This window comes from Lysinibacillus sp. COL-1 (assembly GCF_059814265.1).
In genome coordinates this window covers 1,659,606-1,680,927 of the sequence record NZ_JCAWSJ010000004.1, presented here as the reverse complement: position 1 = coordinate 1,680,927, position 21,322 = coordinate 1,659,606, and the positions used below count along the sequence as shown (strand labels likewise).

16 protein-coding genes and 1 pseudogene are annotated in these 21,322 nt (G+C 39.2%); 4 read left to right on the top strand and 13 right to left on the bottom strand.

Features of this window, described 5'->3' with window-relative positions; genetic code table 11:
• Positions 1 to 3: 3 nt before the first annotated feature.
• The 3 genes from AC6BKE_RS16430 to AC6BKE_RS16420 all read right to left on the bottom strand — a co-directional run bounded on the left by AC6BKE_RS16430 (position 4) and on the right by AC6BKE_RS16420 (position 2,869).
• On the bottom strand, positions 4 to 1,419 hold the full coding sequence (locus tag AC6BKE_RS16430) for a hypothetical protein (RefSeq protein ID WP_340808799.1): 1,416 nt from the start codon (positions 1,417 to 1,419) through the stop codon (positions 4 to 6).
• A gap of 41 nt (positions 1,420 to 1,460) precedes the next feature.
• Positions 1,461 to 2,243 carry a hypothetical protein gene (locus AC6BKE_RS16425; protein ID WP_036117185.1) on the bottom strand — a complete coding sequence of 261 codons (783 nt, stop codon included), beginning with the start codon at positions 2,241 to 2,243 and terminating at the stop codon, positions 1,461 to 1,463.
• A gap of 230 nt (positions 2,244 to 2,473) precedes the next feature.
• Complete coding sequence (locus AC6BKE_RS16420) at positions 2,474 to 2,869, bottom strand: hypothetical protein (protein WP_051891561.1); 396 nt, start codon at positions 2,867 to 2,869, stop codon at positions 2,474 to 2,476.
• Between the two features lie 497 nt (positions 2,870 to 3,366).
• Here AC6BKE_RS16420 and AC6BKE_RS16415 point away from each other — a divergent pair.
• Positions 3,367 to 3,801: pseudogene (locus AC6BKE_RS16415) on the top strand (HAD family hydrolase); the annotation flags it as partial.
• A gap of 17 nt (positions 3,802 to 3,818) precedes the next feature.
• Here the strand turns inward: AC6BKE_RS16415 and AC6BKE_RS16410 are convergent.
• From AC6BKE_RS16410 to AC6BKE_RS16395, 4 genes are all read right to left on the bottom strand, one after another.
• The gene (locus AC6BKE_RS16410) at positions 3,819 to 5,369 is read right to left on the bottom strand and encodes a hydantoinase/oxoprolinase N-terminal domain-containing protein (protein WP_330494062.1); all 1,551 of its coding nucleotides are present in this window, start codon (positions 5,367 to 5,369) and stop codon (positions 3,819 to 3,821) included.
• Positions 5,362 to 6,465 (bottom strand): S-methyl thiohydantoin desulfurase family protein, encoded by a 1,104-nt coding sequence (locus AC6BKE_RS16405; protein ID WP_036117181.1) that lies wholly within the window; start codon positions 6,463 to 6,465, stop codon positions 5,362 to 5,364. Before AC6BKE_RS16405 ends, AC6BKE_RS16410 begins: the two co-directional genes overlap by 8 nt.
• A complete protein-coding gene (locus AC6BKE_RS16400; protein ID WP_499857308.1) occupies positions 6,462 to 7,730 on the bottom strand; it encodes a cytosine permease in 1,269 nt (422 codons plus the stop codon). The genes AC6BKE_RS16405 and AC6BKE_RS16400 overlap by 4 nt, the downstream gene beginning before the upstream one ends.
• A gap of 136 nt (positions 7,731 to 7,866) precedes the next feature.
• Positions 7,867 to 9,471, bottom strand: coding sequence for a PucR family transcriptional regulator (locus AC6BKE_RS16395; protein ID WP_036117176.1), 1,605 nt, complete (start codon positions 9,469 to 9,471; stop codon positions 7,867 to 7,869).
• A gap of 113 nt (positions 9,472 to 9,584) precedes the next feature.
• Here AC6BKE_RS16395 and AC6BKE_RS16390 point away from each other — a divergent pair, with 113 nt between their 5' ends.
• Entirely contained in the window at positions 9,585 to 10,475 is an 891-nt protein-coding gene (locus tag AC6BKE_RS16390) for a pentapeptide repeat-containing protein (protein ID WP_155273166.1), read from the top strand.
• Between the two features lie 35 nt (positions 10,476 to 10,510).
• On the opposite strand, the gene AC6BKE_RS16385 is transcribed toward AC6BKE_RS16390, so the two are convergent.
• The 6 genes from AC6BKE_RS16385 to AC6BKE_RS16360 form a co-directional block, all read right to left on the bottom strand.
• Positions 10,511 to 12,226, bottom strand: a complete 1,716-nt coding sequence (locus AC6BKE_RS16385) for an FTR1 family iron permease (protein WP_036117175.1) — start codon at positions 12,224 to 12,226, stop codon at positions 10,511 to 10,513.
• Positions 12,201 to 13,460: an iron uptake transporter deferrochelatase/peroxidase subunit gene (gene efeB, locus AC6BKE_RS16380; protein ID WP_036117173.1), complete on the bottom strand. Its 1,260-nt coding sequence runs from the start codon at positions 13,458 to 13,460 to the stop codon at positions 12,201 to 12,203. The genes AC6BKE_RS16385 and efeB overlap by 26 nt, the downstream gene beginning before the upstream one ends.
• Before the next feature lie 5 nt (positions 13,461 to 13,465).
• Positions 13,466 to 14,335 (bottom strand): iron uptake system protein EfeO, encoded by an 870-nt coding sequence (efeO, locus tag AC6BKE_RS16375; RefSeq protein ID WP_036117171.1) that lies wholly within the window; start codon positions 14,333 to 14,335, stop codon positions 13,466 to 13,468.
• Positions 14,336 to 14,498: 163 nt separating this feature from the next.
• Entirely contained in the window at positions 14,499 to 15,698 is a 1,200-nt protein-coding gene (locus tag AC6BKE_RS16370; RefSeq protein ID WP_271913012.1) for an MFS transporter, read from the bottom strand.
• Between the two features lie 14 nt (positions 15,699 to 15,712).
• Positions 15,713 to 16,129, bottom strand: a complete 417-nt coding sequence (locus tag AC6BKE_RS16365; protein ID WP_338653760.1) for a MarR family winged helix-turn-helix transcriptional regulator — start codon at positions 16,127 to 16,129, stop codon at positions 15,713 to 15,715.
• Positions 16,130 to 17,646: 1,517 nt separating this feature from the next.
• Positions 17,647 to 18,588: an NERD domain-containing protein gene (locus AC6BKE_RS16360; protein ID WP_499857305.1), complete on the bottom strand. Its 942-nt coding sequence runs from the start codon at positions 18,586 to 18,588 to the stop codon at positions 17,647 to 17,649.
• A 447-nt stretch (positions 18,589 to 19,035) separates the two neighbouring features.
• Between AC6BKE_RS16360 and AC6BKE_RS16355 the strand changes: the two genes are divergently transcribed.
• Together AC6BKE_RS16355 and AC6BKE_RS16350 are read left to right on the top strand one after the other, a co-directional pair.
• On the top strand, positions 19,036 to 20,085 hold the full coding sequence (locus tag AC6BKE_RS16355) for an NAD(P)/FAD-dependent oxidoreductase (RefSeq protein WP_330494060.1): 1,050 nt from the start codon (positions 19,036 to 19,038) through the stop codon (positions 20,083 to 20,085).
• A 449-nt stretch (positions 20,086 to 20,534) separates the two neighbouring features.
• On the top strand, positions 20,535 to 21,242 hold the full coding sequence (locus AC6BKE_RS16350) for a class I SAM-dependent methyltransferase (RefSeq protein ID WP_082673783.1): 708 nt from the start codon (positions 20,535 to 20,537) through the stop codon (positions 21,240 to 21,242).
• The last annotated feature ends 80 nt before the right edge of the window (positions 21,243 to 21,322 follow it).

Below are 21,322 nucleotides of genomic sequence, written 5' to 3'. Positions count from 1 at the left end.
TAGTCATACTCCCTCAAATATATATTTTTTGTTAAGTAAATAAAATATACATACCCCTTCAACTAATACTATAAGGATCAAATACAATGATACGATCATTGGTGATGTGCCATATATCAAATGGCTGTACCCATTTAAACCCACTGGAATGTATTTATAACCAGGGAATAATAATGCGATAAAGATGCCTATAGTAACCAAATTGGTTGAACTGCTCTTTGAAACTATTTGTAATGTAATCGACAGCAGAATGTAAATGCTTATTTGTAGAAAGCCATTGATAAAAAAGTGATATAGCAAAGAAGTAAATTTCATATCTTCCACTACTGTCACTCGAAAGGAAAATTCAATGCCCTTAAAATATGCCACTGTTAAAGTCAATATAAATATAAAAAACAAATACAATATTGCCATTAATAAAATATTACGCAACCATTCGCCCATCCATTTAAACATAGAGTTGTAGCGAATAATTTTGTAGTAGCTCAACTCAGAAAACTCACTTGCTAAATAGATTTGTGCCAAATATAAAAAGCCGAAGAAAATTACTATGTAATACAAATACGACAAAAAAGTATAACCCTCAGATGATGTACCGAAAAAATTAAGGAGAAATAGATCAATTACAGTATTACTTCGGGTATCTGCCATAAAGTAAGTTCCTAATACTAATACAAAAAGGTATACTACTATGCCCGTCTGAAAAGAAGTAAAGCTGACTATTTGTTTTCCATCTTTAAATTGCACGGCTAAATAGATTAATCCAAGAGAAACAATTGCTATTAAAGGGAGAGTTAATGTGTTATTCCAAAGATTTAATGTTTGGAACATAACAACATAGTTTGATAAAGACAATTTCGCTAAATAATCAGGGAAAAGTTTCCAGGATACAAAAGAAAATATATATAGAACCGTAACAACAAAACTTATCCATCTCCATGACTGAAGAAAGACATATATAGTAGTAACCGACATTAAAATAATAAATGTCGTAATAACGAACATAACTATTTGATATAAAAGAGCAAGAAGAGGGAGATCAAAATACTGTCTCATAATGGCAGTAGGTTCAAATAATTTACTTCCAGAACTCCATTCACTTGCAAAGGGAAGCCCTATACTCATGATGAATGCCACTAATAGCCAAACTATAATCGTCAAAGCTAAATACAATAAAATTTTCTTAGAAGCCATGAGTACCCACTTTTTATATGAGCCTAATCTGATCAATATATGATATTCAAAGCCTTTTACTAAAAAAGTTACATAGAAATATAAGAGGAATGGTAAAACGAAATAAATAATTAAGTTAACATCACTTAATAATATTATTAGTAGATCCCAAGCATTAACAGGTGCATAACTTTCAATAATTGTTCTTCTTATTCCAAAACAATAAATAAAAATAACGAAACCCAACACATTCCACCTTAACTGCAGCAACTCATTGATAAGACTTCTCAAAATAACCATTCTGTCGAATTCCTTCTCTTAAGATATACATAACTCACAATCACAATTATTAATAAAAACATAAATGGTACAAATACAGTCCATAAGTCTTGTTGCATTATAGAGTACGGAAAAACTGTATATAATGGTGCAAACTTCGAAATACCTAACACAGCAGAAACAAAGCTCATTGCTTGATACCATACAAATGGTATCGATAAAGCAACAAAGGAATTATCTAAGATCAAGCATAAGATTAAAGGTAAAGTAGCATATAAAACTCCATTGATACCTACCCAGAGGGAGTATATAAATCCATACATAAAAGGTCCGTAAACTAAGAGTTGATCGAATGTTACCGTACCAGGCATATTCCCACTATCTCCAATATTAGTGATGAATGCAAATTGGGGGTTTATATATTGAGCAAAGAGGAATGGTAAAAACGCATACAAAAATGAAACCCCAAATGAAAGAAGTGCATTTACTATGATTTTAGCGTTCAAATAGATATTAAAATCTATTCTTATTTTGGTATATGTTAAATAATTATTATTTCTCTCATGAATGATTGTATCTGCAAAAACGAATAATACTAAAATTGGAAAAATCATTGCTCCAATACCATTGAGCAAACGCCCATAGAGATCAATATTGTCAGTGAAGGAATAGCCTTCATGGATTATTAAATATTGTATCCATACGGGTAAAATAATAATAAGAAACCAAGTTAGAACTCTATTAAACGTAAGTATTTGCTTAAATTCAACCCCTATTTGTTGTTTTAACATCTCTCTCTCCTATTCTTCGACTTAAAATAACAAACATCTAAAATAACGGTAACTTTACAAAATTCTAGTTTCCCTAATTAATAGTATCAACTCTAAAAAAGATAGATTAAATAGTAATTAATGAAAGGAGTAAAATAAAAAAATAAAGTTTACTTATTAACAAAGACCATGTGGATTTAAAATCCTCATGGTCTTTAAATCTGTTTAAACAGGTTGACAAAATCCGTGAATTAGTTACCTTGGAATGTTCCAGTAACGGTGATAGGTAAAAATGATGTTACATCAGAACTGAATCTTGCTTGTATATATTTATCTTTTTTAATTGAATTTTCTAATAGATAGCCCTTATTAACATGAGATAAACGTACCCAAGGACCCGTATTTGTAAGTTTTGCCGTCTCTGCTCTTGCATCTAGTTTACTCTCGTTAGAGATAGAATCAATAAATAAATATCCATCCTTATCTGAGATAGATTTCTGTTGATATCCATCAGCTGATGATTGATTTAAACCAGGAACAGACGCATTGATGTTACGGGGCTCTGTAAGAGCTTGTACGTTTAACACGCCAGTTGTTAAAAGACCCAAGGAAAGTACTCCCGCTATTACTTTGCTATTTTTTTTCATCTTAACTTCTCCCTCCAACTAATAGTTTTTCCACTTAATTCAACTATAACTCGGTAAATTTTCAATCTCTAGAATGAGTAAAGGATAAAACTTTTGAGAAAATAGTAAATTAAATATCTTAATGTAATGGAATTTTCCTCATTATAAAGGAAATATATTCACCTCTCATCTGCATAAAAAACCCATTACTATTTGAATATACCATTATTCCATATTTTTTACAATATTATATTTTGGAGGTTACAACTTGAGACATTTATTTACTGCCTAACAATATCTTGAAAATTTTAGAGGGAAAGTTTAAAAACTTTTGTGTAACCTTATTCAGCAAATCTGCTTTGGTTCGTTTCAATATCTTTCTTCACAATCTTTATAGCAACTTCAAAAAACTATTTCACTTTCAGAAATCTACGAAGCTGAAATGATTTTTAATAAATTTTTACAAATTCACAGCTAGTTGAAAGCGATGCTATTTGATTTAGACGATACATTACTGAATCGAAGACTTTTGGAATCGACAGTTTCCTTGTTGTTTTTCTATCAATCAAAATACGTTGAATATTATCCATTCTATCAAAAAGCATGTACAAGTTGGCATTATCACAAACGGGTCGTCTCAGAGACAAAAAGCAAAAATCATGCACACTCATTTAACTAGCTGTTTCGATCTCCTCATTATTTCTGAGGAAGTGGGCTACAGCAAGCCTGACAAGCGCATTTTTGAACTTGCCTTAAACAAGCTTCAAGTGCAACCAGAAGATGCATTATTCGTTGGAGATGACTTAGAAAAGGATATCGGCGGCTGTCAGCATGCAAAGATCAAGGGTATATGGTTCAATCCATATAGGCACAAAAATGATACTGACATCAGACCCTATGCAGAGATTCATTCGTTTGATCCATTAGCAAAAGGAAGAGCCCTGTTTGATTAGGACTCTTCCTTTATGTGTTAGACCATTTTCCCTACTACTTTTACCTTTAATCTTGTTGCATTTTCTGGATGATAGGCTAGTGGTGTTTCTTCTACTTCTACCAGCTCAATCGTCTCTTTAATGGCTCCTGCTAATACTGCTTGTTTCACCGCTTTACTTTGGGCATCCTTTAATGATTCCTCGCGAGGTTCCTTGGCATAAATATAAATTTGCTCATATTGACCGCTAATTTGCGCAATAGAGGCACCGATGGCATTCGCCACACCACCATATTCATTTTTCACAATAGTGGAAACGCCTCGAATCTGCTCTGGCACGATAATACCCCCACCGCCTACTAAGACCAGTGACACATCCTCTGAGGAGGTTTTCATCTTATCAATGGCCTGTTCCAGTAAGGAAGAAATTTCTTCTTGAACGGCTTTGGCAAATGCTTCATCTATATGTGCGACTAAAGTGGGGTCGCCTACTTCTGCTAAGCCTAGACGGACAGCGATATCCGTGGTTGTTAAAGTCGAGCCACCAAAGACAAGTGCCTCCTCACTAATTTGATAGCCTACACTATCTGGTCCAACGGTAATTTTGTCACCGTTCACACGAACAATACTACCACCGCCAAGACCAACTGAAATAATATCTGGCATCCTAAAGTTTGTCCGAATGTCTCCTACTTCCACAGCAACTGAAGATTCTCGTGGGAATCCATCCTGTAATACGCCTATATCTGAAGTCGTTCCCCCAACGTCCAGCACCATTGTATTTTGAATTTGGGATAAATACGACGCTCCACGAATACTGTTTGTTGGCCCACAGGCAATCGTTAAAATTGGGAATTGTTTTGCATAATCGATGGACATTAACGTACCGTCATTCTGACATAAATAAACGTCTACATTAAAAATACCTTCCGTTTGAAGCGCCTGGACAAAGCCCTGTGTTGTTGTCTCAATGACCTTACATAATGCCGCATTGAGGATCGTTGCATTTTCACGTTCAATTAGCCCGACAGAACCAATTAATGAGGAGCAGGAAATAGGAAATTCCTCGCCATAGACCTCTTGAATCCATTCACGAACCTGTAATTCTTGATCGTTTTTAATAGAAGAAAAGACACCAACAATTGCAATCGATTCTACTTGGTCGTGCCATTCCTCTAATAGTTTTTTAATTTCTTCTTGATTAAGAGCACTTAATAATTGACCATCGTATTCATAGCCACCATGTGCAATCGCATAATGACCCGACAATTGATCAATCATATCCGCTGGCCAAGCTGTATAAGGAAGTACTGATGCCGTTGCTGGATAGCCTAACCGAATAACACCGACTTTTGCTAGCTTTTTACGTTCAACAATGGCATTTGTACATTGGGTTGTCCCTAACATTGCATGTGTTATTTTTGCTTTATCAATATTTGCACCCTTGAGTAATTGTTGCAAGGACTTTTCAATACCCGTTTTAATATCTAAGCTTGTTGGTGATTTCACACTGTAAATAAGTTGACTATTATGATCTAAAAGGATGGCATCCGTATTTGTTCCGCCTACATCAATTCCAATTTTATACATGTTTTGCTACCTCCTTTTTCACCATTTCCTCAATTGGCATGTAATCATAATTATAGCCAAAGTATCTTGGTCCTGCTGTTTCAATGCCTTTTGCTGTACGCCACTTTTCATGTGCTGGTAAGCCAATCACACGCACACGTTTACCATATTTTAAGCTTTCTGTTGTAACAGGCAATAATGTTTCATAATCCACCAAACAAATTAAGTCTGGCGTCATCGCAACAACCTGCTCGTTTTTCTCTGCTAATAAGTTTTCATTTTGGAAATGAACCTTCATTTGATCGTTTTTATAGGAATCAATCCCTTCAAGATTCATTTTACCTAGATTAAAGCCACCTTTTGTTTCACGAATAACATCTACTATTTTTCCTTGGAATAGCTCATAGCCCTCTACAAGCGTTAAAAGATTTTCTAGCTTATCGTTCACCTCTTGATCTTTAGAGGCAATAATTTCACCGATTTTTTCAGAAAGCGTCACAATATGATGAACACCACTTTTCTTAATTTGTGCACCGGTCGTAGGATACAAGCTCACTAATGAACTTGCGCCCATCTCTACCGTTGCAGTTCGGGCGAGACGCTCCGTCCATTTATTATCAATGGTTTCAAAAATACCAATATTCCCTTTTTCATCTGTGATGGCCATTGGGGTTGCCGAAATTCCATCTAGGTTAAAGGTCACCATTTGTAATTCCGGGAATGCACGACCCATCCCGTCGCAATCAATCAGCGGTAATCCAAGCTGTGCAGCTACTACAATCGGAATCATCGAATTGACGCCGCCCGCTTCCATTGGATAAGTGCCTGCAATTTTTTCTTTTCCTAAATATTGAGCAAGCTTTTGGAATACCTTGACAAATTCATCCCCACGTGGAAATTTTTCTACTAACACGGAAGGTGCACCCATCATCGCTGCTGGAATGAAAAAGTCATCATCCCCAATTTCATCCACCGAATACAACTTCACAGGCCCATTTTTTTCGATGGCAGAAAGCGCCATAAGTTTCCCAATGTATGGATCTCCGCCTCCACCTGTTCCTAGAAATGCTGCACCAATGGCAATATGTTCAATAGCTGCTTGATCTAAATATCTCATCTATGTTCCTCCAGTATGACCGTTTTTTGTATGGATAGACGATACCCAATATAATAAATAACGAATGAAATAATAATGCCAATCATCGGTTGATTTGGCAGTGATGGCAACTCAGGGAATAAAGAGAATACCACTGGCATACAGGCAATCATAGCCCCTACTAACCAAGAAAATACGCCTAATCGATTGACCCCTTCCACCTCATGCCAGCTAGCTGCTTTGCCTTTATGAATCACCCAATAGGAGGCAATCATCACCCCTGCAACAGGTGGAATCATGGCCGATAAGATCGACATAATAGGTGTAAAATAATTTAATATCCCAACTACCGCTAAAATTGTGCCAATTGTTCCTGCAACCCCAATCGCTAAGCGCTCTTTGTTTTTGGCAACATCGAACACATTAATTAAAGCGATACCGCCAGAAATGGCATTGACCAAATTCGTTTTCCATGTCGCTAAAATCAAGCCAACCCCGCCAATAAACGGTGTTGCGATATGCAGAAAGACAGCTGTAATATCACTTGTCTGATAGGCAATCGTTAAGATGGCTCCTACTGCAATCATTAGTACACCAGCTGGAATAATGCCAAATGCAGCAGCCTTGACTACATCTGAACGTTTTTTGGAAAATTGCGAATAATCTCCCGCTATGACAGCCCCTAAAGCAAAAGATCCAATCGTTACAGCTAAACCATCCATAAAGTTCATATTCCCCTGTGGCTGATAGTCTCGAATAAGCTGTAGCTGATCGCCCGTTAATGTTTGCCCTAAACCGTAAAGGCAAATGATGACAAGTAATGGTACGGCGATATAGCTTAATACACGTAACACTTTCATTCCATAAAGAGCGGATACGACCATCACCATACCACTTATCAATGAAGCAAGCGGAATAGGTATATTCAAATGATAGATTGCTAGTAAATTCGCTAAGGCAACGCCACAAACATTGGCCTGAATACCAAACCAGCCTAAGCAAGCAATGGCTAAAATAATGGATAAAATAGTACGAGAGCCTTTTTTACCAAACACTTGCCCTGCCACATGAACAGTTGGTTTTCCTAAATCACTGCTTTGCATTCCTTGTAAAATCATAATGAATACGACAATCGCGTAGCCTACAAAAGCGACAGCAAGTGCCTTTGATAGACTCATATTTGTTATGAGTGCGTTACCTACTAATAAACTGGGAATACAAATCATGGCACCCGCCCAAATAATGCCTAAGCTATACCATGATTGACCTTTGTTTTCGTTTTGCATATGACTCCCTCCTTGTTATTGCTTGATTGGTTAATGTTCTTCATTATAAAAGAAAGGGTGGTTTCACGTCTTTTGCGTAAATGAAAAAAATAATCTGAAATTTTGTTCAAAATGACAAAATTTCAGATTATTCTAATCAATCATTAATTAATCGATACAGCATACAAGCCATATACACATCGTAAAATTCTGCGTATACTGTGACATCTGTGCCAATCAACTCACTAATTTTTTTAATGCGATATTTCACTGTATTTTTATGAATATAAAGTAGCTCTGCACAGCGCTCCACACTAGCATTTGCGTCTAATAAAAAGGTAATTAAGGTCTGTAAGGAATCATGATCGCGCAAGATAGGTTCAATGACAGACAAATACTCTTCAATCATTTCTTCTCCCTGTATACTGACATCCATCGCCCTTTTCATGGAGCGTACTTCCGCTGCCGTAAACAGCTTTTGCATTGGATAAATGGTATGGGCCTTGTCCCCCACCTGATTGACCAATTGATACATTTGACGAACAGACTTTGTATTTCTCATTTTGGGCGCATAAACAATTTCCGCTATTTGAGCAGTATAGCTTGTAGTATCGTTAAATTCAGTGGCAATTTCAAATTCATGATGTTTATACAAACAATTCCCTAGTAACACAATTATACAATGATCAATGCATTGTATCACTCTTGTTTGGTAATACTTGGACAGCTGCTCTTCTAATTCATCGCGAATTCTTTTTTCGTCCGCTAAATCATGCATGTAGACGAGCCACATCATTTGAATGGCGGAAACATCTATATGAAGGAGATTCGCTAATCTTCTCATTTTTTCACTTTCATCATTAATAATGGCTTTCACTAAGGCATACTCACTTACCTCATCATGCTTGTCCCCCCATAAATTAATGGCTACTTGCACAACCTCACTTACTTTTTCAATCGTTTTGGCAGGCAGTTTTGTATTTTCTTTAATTAAGAATAAAAAGAGGGGCTCGCCATTTTTCTGATGCACTCTTTTATAGTCAACGACACAGGAGACATCACTTCTTTCTAGCTCTAGCTTTCCTGTTTCGTGCTGGAAGTTGGCCTGCGAGCATTCTTCAATAACGTTCGCTACATCTAATGATGAATTTCGTGGCCACATCACTTGATTCACAATATCAAAATGATTATTTGTGAGCACAATATTGGCTTTCAAACGATCTGAGAGCATTTTCAGCGTAATTTCAACACTTCTTAAATGCTCTGGCAGTAAGGATACCTTTTCCAACGTTTCTTTCACAAAATGATCATTCACACCTTGATTGCTAACAATTGCCTCCATTACCTCATAAATTACCTCGTTATAACGCAGTGAATAATCATTTCTTGGCATACAAATGATAATAAATCCTTGCGCCTCCGCTAAGTCAAGCACTTCCTTTGGAATATCGGGCAAGACAATACCGACATAATATAAAATAAGACCAAGCTCTCCTAAATCATGTAAATGCTGAATCGTTTCGCATTGCTGCTCCACACTATCTCGTATGGAGTAAAAAGAGCTAATGACAATCTCTTCTGCATACCATTCCTCTTGCACACGATTAATAATTTTAGAATAAAAATCAACATTGGATACCTCTAATACAGATAAGGAAGATACCGTACGATGTAAATTATTTCGACCTGTTAGCACCTCTGCCCCCCGAAAGGATGGCAATTGTAATAATTCATTGACCGTTACCCCATGCTTCACCACCACTTTTCTTCACAACTCTTTTGAAGAAGAATACCATATCCCCTACGATCTTTCAAAATACAGTTTTATCCTTATTTTAACTGCTAGTCTGTCTTTAATAATAAACTATTAACTATATGAATGAGGTAAGAGAGGACAATGAGGATGTCACATCAGACAAAAAGAGCTACCTCTGTTGGCAAAAAATCCGTGAAAGCTTACAGGCGGATTGCCAAAGCTATTTCGGCTTATGCTGTACCGCTTTAAATATCGTTGCTTCCAGTGACTTTGCCATCAATAAACCAGCTGGCTCCCCATGCCCTAATTTACAGGATGACTATAGCTGTCATATCCATAGCAAGCTACAAGACACAGGCTTTAAAGGCTGTACGGTTTTTGATTGCTTGGGTGCTGGGCAGCAAGTGTCACAGGTCACGTTTCATGGACAAGATTGGCGACAATCCCGTGAGCATGCTGACAAGTTGTTTCGGGTTTTCCCAATCATGGAACAGCTTTACGAAATGCTTGCTTATGTAGCTGAGGCCTTATCCTATCAGGTGAACAGCACGCTTGATGAGCAGCTTCTAACGCAATTGGAGCAGCTACAACAAGCAAAATCACTTGATGCCGATGCCTTATTAGCACTCGATATGATGGCTATTCGTATGCCTGTCAATGCGCTATTACTACAAACAAGCGAACAAATTCGTCAACAGAGGCTGAAAGGCAAAATCACGCGACATTTGAATCAGCGTGGAGCGGATTGGATGGGCAAAAATTTAAAAGGCAAGGATTTACGAGCGACTGATCTAAGGGGTAGCTATTTAATCGCAGCCAATCTTCAAGATGCTAATTTACAAGCAGTAGATTTCATCGGGGCTGATTTACGTGATGCCAATTTACGTGGGGCTGACCTTTCGACAAGTCTGTTTTTAACACAAATGCAAATGAACGCCGCACAAGGTGACCGCTCTACTAAATTGCCTTCCTATCTGAAACGACCTGCCCATTGGCAATCAAAAAGGTAGATGGCGGTTTACGTACGCTCATCTACCCTTTATCGTTAGGCTCGTTTCTTTTTATAGATTATAGTAGCTGCTACTAACACAAGTAAGATTGCCTGCCCAATGATGGTTTCCGCTGTTGGATAGAAGCCAATCAGGCTAATGACAGGTAAGCCATCAACAATCGTCGTGGACAGATTATCCGTGAGCTGCAATGTATGCAGACTGACACCAATAATTTTAAAGGCTAATACATAAATAAGCACCGTTGCGACAGCAAAAAATTTATGAATGGGAATTTTGCCACTTGCTTTAAATAATACAATAGCCAGTACAGCAAGTATAAGCAGTGCTACAACAATCCCAAGAATAAATTGCGAAGTCTCCATTTTCGGTGCAATACCCGCGTAAAAGACTAGTGTTTCGGCTCCTTCACGGAAGACCGATAAGAAACTAATGGCAGCCATCGCAAAAATAGAACCACTGGAAATGGCATTGCCCATTTGTTTCGAAATATAACGATTCCAGCTGACTACACTTGATTTACTATGCAGCCAAATACCAACACCGATCATCATCGCTGCTGCAACTAGCCCAACATAACCTTCCATTAATTCTCGATTCGTATCAATTGTTGCTGAATTCAAAATCGTGGACATGAGGATGGCAGCAATGGCTGATAATAGAACGCCGACAAACGCTCCAACATAAATCCATTTGCGCATCTTATTCTGTCCTGATTTATTGAGGAATGATACTAAGGCTAAAATAATCAGTAACGCCTCTAGTCCCTCACGCAGCAAAATTAATGCAGCATCCCAAATTGTATAATCTGAATCCCCTTGAATCAGTTCGATTTCAGTACGGAAAGTATCTAATTTTTTTGTGATTGCTTGCTGATCGACGTTGGATTTTAATAAATCACTTGCGATAATCGGCATATCACTTTCGATTTTCGTATAAAGACTGCCATTACGTGTGGAAATTTCAATCTCTACACTTGGCCAAATGGTAATAAACTCACGTATTTTATCAGAAGCCGCCTGATAATCACCAGCATCAACAAAGTCCTTTGCCTCATCGATATAAGCAATCAATGTCGCTAACGAATAGTCCCCTTCAACCACTTCAGCTGTTTCGTTACCAGCCACAAAATCCTCAATCGTTTGCTGCAAATCCTCAAATTGAGATTGCATAAGGGCTATATCTGGCTCCTCTGCCGAAATGGCGATACGTAGAAACGCCATTTGTGTTTCGATTTGCCCATACATCGCAATGCTTTGCTCACGCACAGGGCGCTCATTTTTATTCCATTTGCTATTAAAATCTTTGTAGGCTTCATCAATAGCCTGAATGTCCCCACTGGCTAAAGCTTTTTCGAAGTCTGCCATGATCGGCTTAAACTTTTGCCCAAACTCTGCTCGCTGTGCCGCTTCGTCCACTGGATTTTCAAGTTTTTCTAGGGCACGTAATGCATTCGACAGTGCCGACAACGCCTCTAAACGCTCGTCTTTGGATGTTGCTTCAGTAGCCTGCGCAAGCATTTCATCGACCTTTGCTTTGGCATCTTTCTGCTCTGAAGAAACTTTAGCCCAGTCCGCAGCAAATTGTTCGAGCGCCTGCTTGGCCTCCGTCTCTTTATCCTGCTTCGTATTCATCAGTGCATCACTAATCGCAATATATAAATGGCTATAAGATTGCGCTGCCTGCACAGGTAGAGCTAAAGTTAGGATTAAGGCAATGATAATACTACAGCGCGTTAAAAAGTGCTTCACCTAAATAACTCCCCTTTTGTACACCAGGGAAGCAAGCAAACACGGCACTGCCTCGATGGGTAATGTATTCATTCATTTTATCCATACGCCCTAAGCTATTTTGGATTGTTGTAAATTGGGCTGGGTCTTTTTGAAAAGAAATAAAGATTAGCCCTGCATCATGGGTTCCTGTATTCGACATGACACCCGATGCATACGAGTAAGAACGTCGTAAAACACGTGCACCCGATTTACGTGCTAAATGAACATGTGACGTATCAGGCATAATATAATTGCCCTTGTCATCCTTTGCCTCTACATCAAAATCATCAAATTCCTTTGTTTTGCCAAATGGTGCACCACTGTCACGATAACGACCAAATGTAGCCTCTTGATCTTTCAATGATGTGCGATCCCATGTTTCAAGATGCATTTGAACTTTTCGTGCGATTAAATAAGAGCCGCCCTTTAGCCAGCCTTTATCCACCCACACAATCTTATTTAAGTCTTTTTCATCCGTAATGGCTGGATTCACCGTACCATCCTTGAAGGCAAAGAGATTTCGAGGTGTCCCTCCACCAGCTGGAAACGAGTTAAAGCCAGCCTGTGACCATTTAATCTCTACTTTACCAGAAGCAGCTCGTACTAAATTGCGCACTGCATGGAATGCCACCTGTGGATCATCTGCACAGGCTTGAATACACAGATCACCACCTGTATATTCCTTCTGTAGCTGATCTTTAGGGAAATGTGGTAAATCCTTTAGCTCCGCTGGTTTTACATGCTGCATTCCCAGTTTATCGAATAGCGAAGGACCTACACCGATAGTAATCGATAAATTGGCTGCATCTAAGCCCTCTGCCTCTCCTGTATCACCTGTTGGTACTCTCGTATTCGTCGAAACATCGACCATTAATTCACCATTCATTAAACGCACAACAAGAGGTGTCCATTGCTGGAACAACTCTTGTAGTTCCTTCTTCGATGTCACTAACACATCTAAAGAAGCAAAATAAATATTCGTTTGAACAGGTGTCACGATACCCGACTGGTGCTCGCCATAGAAATTGATCTTATTGCTAGCCGTCGTGCTATCTGCTGCTGTCTCAAAAACATCATAGCCCATCGCTTTCATGACACCACCCAAACCGGAGGCACCGATGGCAACACCTGCCACACCGATGCTTGTCAGCTTCAACATATCACGTCTAGAAATTTTTTTATTAATCAATTTTTCTTCATTGGACGTTGTCATTTTTTTCACTCCAAAATGATCCCCATTTGACTTAATGGTTCACCAAGCTGATTCACCGCTGCCGCAAGTGCTTTCGTATTGTCTTCCGTTAATTCCTCATAGGATACATAACCACCATCAGCCGTTGCATGCTGCGCTAATAAATCGTCCACCGCTTTAAATTTTTCATCAAGTGTTGACACTAGTGTTGAATCTTTCGCTTCTAATTTTGAACGTAAAATTTCAAAGATTTTTTCTGCGCCTTCAATATTCGCTTTAAAATCATACAGGTCTGTATGTGAGTAAATTTCTTCCTCACCAGTAATTTTAGATGTTGAAACTTCATTTAATAAATCTACCGCACCAGTAATCATTAAATCAGGTGTCACTTCCACCGTTTGCACTAGTGCATGTAATTCCTTCGCATCCGCAAGCAGTTGATCTGCTACAGCCTCATAACCTTTAGTTGTATTTTCTTCCCATAGTGCATACTCAAGCTTATGATAGCCTGACCATTCTTCCTCGCCTTTTCCTTCTTCTTGAATATCCGCTAAACGTCCATCGATGCGAGGGTCAAGATCACCAAAGCTTTCTGCGATTGGCTCTGAGCGCTCAAAATACATACGTGCTGGCGCATACGCTGCTTTAGCGCCTTCAATATCGCCCGCCTTGAATAAATTCACGAATTTTTCTGTGTCCAGTAAAAATTGATCCATTTGCTCTAAAGCAAATTGCTGATAGGCTGATAGTTCAGCAGATAAATCCACCTCTTGTGTCGCTTGCTCTGCCTGTTCTGTTGCCGGCTTGTCCTCTTTTTTAGCTTCTTCTGTATTGCCACAGCCAGCCATTAAAATGCCCCCTGCTACTAATACCGACAAAAATGATCTGTTTTTCATACTTAGTACCTACTTCCGAATTAGTTTTATATTTGTGATGATAATGATTATCATCATCTATTGCAACAACTATTTTTTGAAATAGAAAAAAACGTCATTTTTCAGTTGATCTGTATACACAACTAGAAAAATAACGTTTTTTCTACAATATAATGATTCTAATCTACAAGATTTTTGCTTGTTTCAAATTTTCATGTTTTCCATGTAAGAAATAATAAAGCACAATCGATACAAAAATGACAAAGACCATAGCAAAGAAGATCGCACTGTAGCCCATAGAAGGAACAAATAGCCCTAAGAAATAAGGCCCAATACCTAAACCTAAATCATAAAATATAAAATACGTGGATGTCGCAAGTCCTAAACGCTCATTCGGTGTCACTTTAATAGCAATCGCCTGCGCAACGGAGTTGAAGTTTCCATAGCCAACCCCGATACAGGCAGCAGCGATTAAAAAGGCGATCGTTGTTGTCGCTGAACTAAAGGCATACATGCCAATTGCAAAAAGCACTAAGCAAGGATAGATAATAATATTAGCCCCTCGCGTATCTAATAATTTCCCTGTAAATGGGCGGGTAGCCAAAATGACAATGGCATAAATAATAAAGAAATAGCTTCCTGCTGATACTAAATGTAGCTCTTTTGCATAAAACGTCATAAAGGACATGACACCTGAGTAGGCAAAGCCAATAACAAGTGCCACAAAGGCAATCGGCACCGCACGCATTTCAATAAAGTTTGTCACCTTAAAGCCTGCCTTCACAGCTGTATCCGTCGCTTTTTTCGGTGCATCTGGTACGGTCACTATGAAGTACATAAAAAAGCAAATAATAGCTAAAACCGAATCGACTGCAAAGATCATGCGATAATCCTCAAATAATTGTGTTAATAAAATGCCAATGAATGGACCAATAGCTGTCGCTAAAATCGCACTTAAGCTATAATAACCAATCCCTTCGCCACGTCGTTCCGGCGGTAGAATTTGTGCAATAATGGTTCCCGTTGCTGTACTAGCAATTCCAAGAGCAATCCCTTGTATTAAACGATTAACCATAAGCAGCGGTAAATTGCCTGCTACAAAATAAGACATCGTGGATAACATAAATAACAGCAAGCCACAAAACAATGTTTTTTTGCTACCCCAATCACCAATAATACGCCCTGTACCAAGCCGCCCTAACAATGTTCCAATAATAAAAATACTCGATACCAGCCCCGCTGTACTTGTAGAAGCATTAAAATGCTCCACAGCATAAGCCGCGATGGTCACCATTAATAAATAAAAGATTAACGTAATGGTAAAATTAATAAGTGAGACAATTAAAAAATCCTTTGTCCATAGTTTCTTTCTAGTTGCTTCCACGTTACTCTCTCCTACTAATTGATATTCATACAAATTCTTGCTAAAACCTGTGTCGCAATGTCAATATCTTGCTTCGGCACACCTGCCAATGCCTGCTCAAAAAACGGATTTAGATGCGACTTTATTTCCAGCACAAGCTCTTCCCCATGCTTTGATAGATGTACCAGTTTTTCACGCTTATCCTTGCCCGTCATCGTTTCCACATAGCCTAGCTCCACCAATTTATGTACAAGCTTCGTGACACTTGGCTTCTCTATAGACATGAAGTTAGCAATATCTACAAAAGAATGCGGCCCCTTATCCTTCAAGAAACGAAGCACTGCCCACTGCGAGCTATATAACTGATAGGGTTCAAGCTGCACATTCAGCTGATTAATAAATGGCCTATACATTAAGCGGTACTGATTAAAAAATTCCTGTTCAATTGTCACACTATCACTTCCTTTTAAATTAGTTAGCCTAGCTAACTATATACTTAAAAAATCCATTTGTCTAGTAGGAAATAAGCGAACCCTTGCTCCGAAAGACAGGTTATAGCGCTCTTTTTGTGAGTTCTATCCTGTCCAATTGAAGCAAGCGTATACGCTTCTTTGTTCTATGCAAAAACTTCACGCATATCCTCCTCTTTCTCCACTCTATCCATCACTTCGCGCGTTCTATCCACTACTTTCTCTGTTCTATCCAACACTTTTCTTTTCCTATCCACCATCCTCATGCATATCCTCTACTTTCTCCGCTCTATCCACCACTTCGCGCGTTCTATCCACTCCTTTCTCTAATTTATCCAACACTTTTCTTTTCCTATCCACCATCCTCACGCGTATCCTCCTCTTTCTTCGCTCTATCCATCACTCTACGCATTCTATCCGCTACTTTCTCTAATTTATCCAACACTTTTCTTTTCCTATCCACCAATTTCATGCGTATCCTCTACTTTCTCCGCTCTATCCACCACTCTGCGCGTTCTATCCGCTACTTTCTCTAATTTATCCAACACTTTTCTTTTCCTATCCACCATCCTCACGCGTATCCTCCTCTTTCTCCGCTCTATCCACCACTCTGCGCGTTCTATCCGCTACTTTCTCTGTTCTATCCAACACTTTCCCTCTCCTATCCACCATCCTCATGCGTATCCTCCTCTTTCTCCACTCTATCCATCACTCTGCGCGTTCTATCCGCTACTTTCTCTAATTTATCCAACACTTTTCTTTTCCTATCCACCAATTTCATGCGTATCCTCTACTTTCTCCGCTCTATCCACCACTCTGCGCGTTCTATCCACTACTTTCTCTGTTCTATCCAACACTTTTCTTTTCCTATCCACCATCCTCACGCGTATCCTCCTCTTTCTTCGCTCTATCCATCACTCTACGCATTCTATCCGCTACTTTCTCTAATTTATCCAACACTTTTCTTTTCCTATCCACCAATTTCATGCGTATCCTCTACTTTCTCCGCTCTATCCACCACTCTGCGCGTTCTATCCGCTACTTTCTCTAATTTATCCAACACTTTTCTTTTCCTATCCACCATCCTCACGCGTATCCTCCTCTTTCTCCGCTCTATCCACCACTCTGCGCGTTCTATCCGCTACTTTCTCTGTTCTATCCAACACTTTCCCTCTCCTATCCACCATCCTCATGCGTATCCTCCTCTTTCTCCACTCTATCCATCACTCTGCGCGTTCTATCCGCTACTTTCTCAAATTTATCCAACACTTTTCTTTTCCTATCCACCAATTTCATGCGTATCCTCTACTTTCTCCGCTCTATCCACCACTCTGCGCGTTCTATCCACTACTTTCTCTGTTCTATCCAACACTTTTCTTTTCCTATCCACCATCCTCACGCGTATCCTCCTCCTTCTTCGCTTTATCCATCACTCTGCGCGTTCTATCCACCAAGCAACACAGTCAGACCGCTTGAATGGTTGCTGGGCTTTTAAATCCTTAATCTATAATCCAGTACTTCCTATGCTTTTTTTCACCCTCCGCTTTCAAAGGTAGTTGCTGCAACAACTTGTACGCTAGGTTTGGGGATTCAATGGCGAAGAATTCTCGAAAGCTTCGATTGGTCAGCTGTGGTCCGACTAGTAATCGGTAGTCCTCCAATGTTCGATTTAATGCATTGTGATCCACCAATCCACAGCGAGGGCAAGTCCATTTTCTATAGTGATACTGTAATCGCTGTCCATTCCCACAATGAGGACATACTACGCCTTTCATCATTTCCTTAAAAGGCACAGTCATCTCTTTTTTTAACCTTGTGTGCATCGACAATAAACGTGTCGCAAAGGGTAAGAGGGCTTCTGCCTTTACGGGTTGATACATCTCTGTCCATCTTTGGATACAAGAACGCAGCCCCGTCACATGAAATATAGGCTGCCCCTCAAACCCCTTTGTTAAAATTCCATTTCTCGTTGCCAGTACAACTGCATGCACAATTGGTAAATGAAAACGTTCACGCTGTAATAATTTTTTCATCCAGGCCACATGCCGCTCCAGTTGAAGAAATGGATCAACCATCCCTTCGACCGTACCCTCTATGGTCGTGCGTGTTAGTTGAGCGTATGAAGCATCATATGAGAGAATGCCTGTTATATTTTTGATTTCTAGGATCAGTAAAAAATGGGGACAGAGAAAGATGGTGTCCATTTGATGTGTTGAACCGAAGTCATTCATTGTTTGAAAATCATGGAGAAAATAATGTGGGGTTGGTAAGTCCAGCTCAAGCCATTCTGCATCGACACGCTGTTCACCAGCGAGCCCTGCTTTGACACGTCCTAAACGCTCTCGTACATACGCGTATTCCTTGTGTGTCTGAGGCAATCTTTGTAGCATCGCCTCCAGTATTTTCTGCGAATCTGATGGTTGCCGTGCTAATAGAATCATGTATTCACCTCCTGCCCTGATTATATAAAAAAAGAACCACAACAAATGAGGTTCTCAAAAACTTGAAAGGTCGATGTTGTAAAATTAATTTTTCACAGTTTTTATTAGATCAAAAGTCTGTTCTTTCGAGCAGCAACTAACATTTGCTAACACTTTTCTAGTCATTCAATAAATACAAGAAGTGTGCCGACATAACCATATCAGCAAGCTTGCTCCACTGAAAAGTGGCAATATTAGTAGCGCGAACCAAAGGCTACACCATCTGTTATAGAGACAGCAGCAGTCACTAGCGCATCCTGCAAATCGGAGCCTCTCTTTCTTTTTACATCTTTCCATGCTATGCTATTCACAGCTTAAAATGATAATCATTATCACTAGATTTAGTCTAGTTTCTGATAAGAATTTGTCAATTACTTTTTACTATTTTTTAAGGATGTGGCAATAAAAATGCAACATGTATATGATGTGACAATTATTGGTGGCGGCCCTGCTGGCTTATATAGTGCCTTCTACAGCGGTCTGCGTGGATTAAAAACAAAATTGATTGAGAGTCAATCACAGCTTGGTGGAAAAGTATTACTTTATCCTGAAAAGCTGATTTGGGATATTGGCGGACATCCTCCTGTTTTAGGCGAGCAATTTGTCAAACAATTAATCGAGCAAGCCAAAACATTTGATCCTACCATTTTGACAGATACAAAAGTAGATTTGATTGAACGCCAGAATGATGTTTTTATTATCCATACAGCAGCTGGTGAAAAGCATTATTCTAAAACGGTGCTGCTAGCTGTAGGTGGTGGTATTATTAACCCTCAAAAACTGACGCTTGAGGGCGCTGAAAAATATGAAATGTCAAATTTACATTATACCGTTCAATCCTATAAACGTTTTGTCGACAAAGATATTATGATTTCTGGTGGTGGTAATGCAGCCATCGATTGGGCTGTTGAGTTAAGCCCAATTGCTAAAAGCGTGACCCTCGTTTACCGTAAAGAGAATTTATCAGCGCATGAAGCAACGGTACAGGAAGCACTTGATGCGGGAGTAAATATAGAGTGCAATACGACGATTACAAAGCTGTCAGCGAATGCTGATAAAACGGCTATTCAATTAGTAACATGTGAAAATACGAAAACGCAGCAAAGTTATACCCGTCAAATCGATGAGGTGATCGTTAGTCATGGCTATAACCGTGAGGCATCTCTCGCATTTGATGAAGCCATTGCTATTCCCAAAAAGGATGATTATTATTTTGAAGGGAAAGCAACAGGTGAAACGGCACAGCCAGGTATTTTTGCGGCTGGTGATATTTTATCATTTGAAGGAAAAATCCACTTGCTACTAGGAACATTCCAAGATGCAGCCAATGCGGTCAACTCCATTAAAACGTATTTGGAGCCAACAGCCTATCGTCATGGCATGGTATCGTCTCATAATGAGCTATTTAAAGAAAAGAATCGCTCGATTATTGAAAAACAACTTGTCCAAGCCGATTAAGCACGAACATGAACCCTCTTAAGATATTTTCTTAAGAGGGTTTCTAGCTTTATCTAAATAAACTTAGTAACGATCCCATCTGCCTCAACATATTGACTCCATTTGTAATCGTCCCAGCATGCCCCATAATCGTATTTAAATGATCTGGCAAACTGCCTAATCTGGATCCTTGTTGTTGTTGATAGGGAGAATAGTAAGGTTGCACCATTCTACCTCGAAAAGGTGGGCCAAAATATTGTCTATTGCTTGGCGGATAGGGACCCCTTCTAGCATTCGGCTGAAAATATGGCATTTATACACCTCCTGTCTGAAAGCTTCTAACTAGTATATGTGGGAATTTTAGTAGTGAAATAGACTTTTGAAGAAGGCTGTAAAAATATTCTCTTGCCCACTCAAGATGTTTGAGGGAACAAGACTAGTTTCCCTGTCATACTATAAGAAAAAAGAAGGTGATACGCATTCAAGGCTCACATTATCTTGCCTTTTTAGCTCAATTCGGCATTGGAGGGGCGCATCCAGGAGGAATTAATCTATCAAAGGCTCTCTTTTCAACAGAGAATATTACGCCAGGCGCCGATATTTTAGATGTAGGGTGTGGTACAGGACAAACGGCTGCTTATTTGGCGACTGCCTATCAAGCTAGTGTCACAGGCATCGATATTCACCCCGTCATGATCAAAAAGGCGCAGAAACGAATGCAAAAAGCACGTTTACCCGTCCGTCTATTGCAAGGCTCAATTGAAAAAACTTCGTTACCAAATGAATCATTTGACTTGATTCTAGCTGAATCAGTACTAGCCTTTGTAAATCAGCAACAGGCTTTGCAAGAAATTTATCGTTTATTGAAGAAAAGTGGACGCTTCATTGCTATTGAATTCACCAAACCTACAACTCTCCCCCCTGAGCTAGCAGACGACATCCAACAATTTTACGGATTCAAGTCCCTCCTGATGAAAAAGGATTGGGTAAAGCTACTGCAACAGGCTGGTTTTCACGATATTCGCATACAAAAAAATCAATCCATCTCCTCCAAGCCTGAATTTGATGTTTCCGCAGCGATTGAATCCAAGTTTTATGAGGTCATGGATCAGCATCTTGCCATGAACGAAAAATACCAGCCATTTTTAGACTATCGCATCTATACTTGTACGAAATAAACGAACCAGCACCCAAAGCGTTGCTGGTTTTTTATGTGGTCCCAATCACTTTATGACACCTGTCATAAAATTCCTTTGAC

Bases quoted from the DNA above. Each gene is read 5' to 3' on its own strand.
- AC6BKE_RS16425 (WP_036117185.1), bottom strand. From the start codon at position 2,243: ATGTTAAAACAACAAATAGGGGTTGAATTTAAGCAAATACTTACGTTT.
- AC6BKE_RS16420 (WP_051891561.1), bottom strand. From the start codon at position 2,869: ATGAAAAAAAATAGCAAAGTAATAGCGGGAGTACTTTCCTTGGGTCTT.
- AC6BKE_RS16410 (WP_330494062.1), bottom strand. From the start codon at position 5,369: ATGTATAAAATTGGAATTGATGTAGGCGGAACAAATACGGATGCCATC.
- AC6BKE_RS16405 (WP_036117181.1), bottom strand. From the start codon at position 6,465: ATGAGATATTTAGATCAAGCAGCTATTGAACATATTGCCATTGGTGCA.
- AC6BKE_RS16400 (WP_499857308.1), bottom strand. From the start codon at position 7,730: ATGCAAAACGAAAACAAAGGTCAATCATGGTATAGCTTAGGCATTATT.
- AC6BKE_RS16390 (WP_155273166.1), top strand. From the start codon at position 9,585: ATGAATGAGGTAAGAGAGGACAATGAGGATGTCACATCAGACAAAAAG.
- efeB (WP_036117173.1), bottom strand. From the start codon at position 13,460: ATGACAACGTCCAATGAAGAAAAATTGATTAATAAAAAAATTTCTAGA.
- efeO (WP_036117171.1), bottom strand. From the start codon at position 14,335: ATGAAAAACAGATCATTTTTGTCGGTATTAGTAGCAGGGGGCATTTTA.
- AC6BKE_RS16360 (WP_499857305.1), bottom strand. From the start codon at position 18,588: ATGATTCTATTAGCACGGCAACCATCAGATTCGCAGAAAATACTGGAG.
- AC6BKE_RS16355 (WP_330494060.1), top strand. From the start codon at position 19,036: ATGCAACATGTATATGATGTGACAATTATTGGTGGCGGCCCTGCTGGC.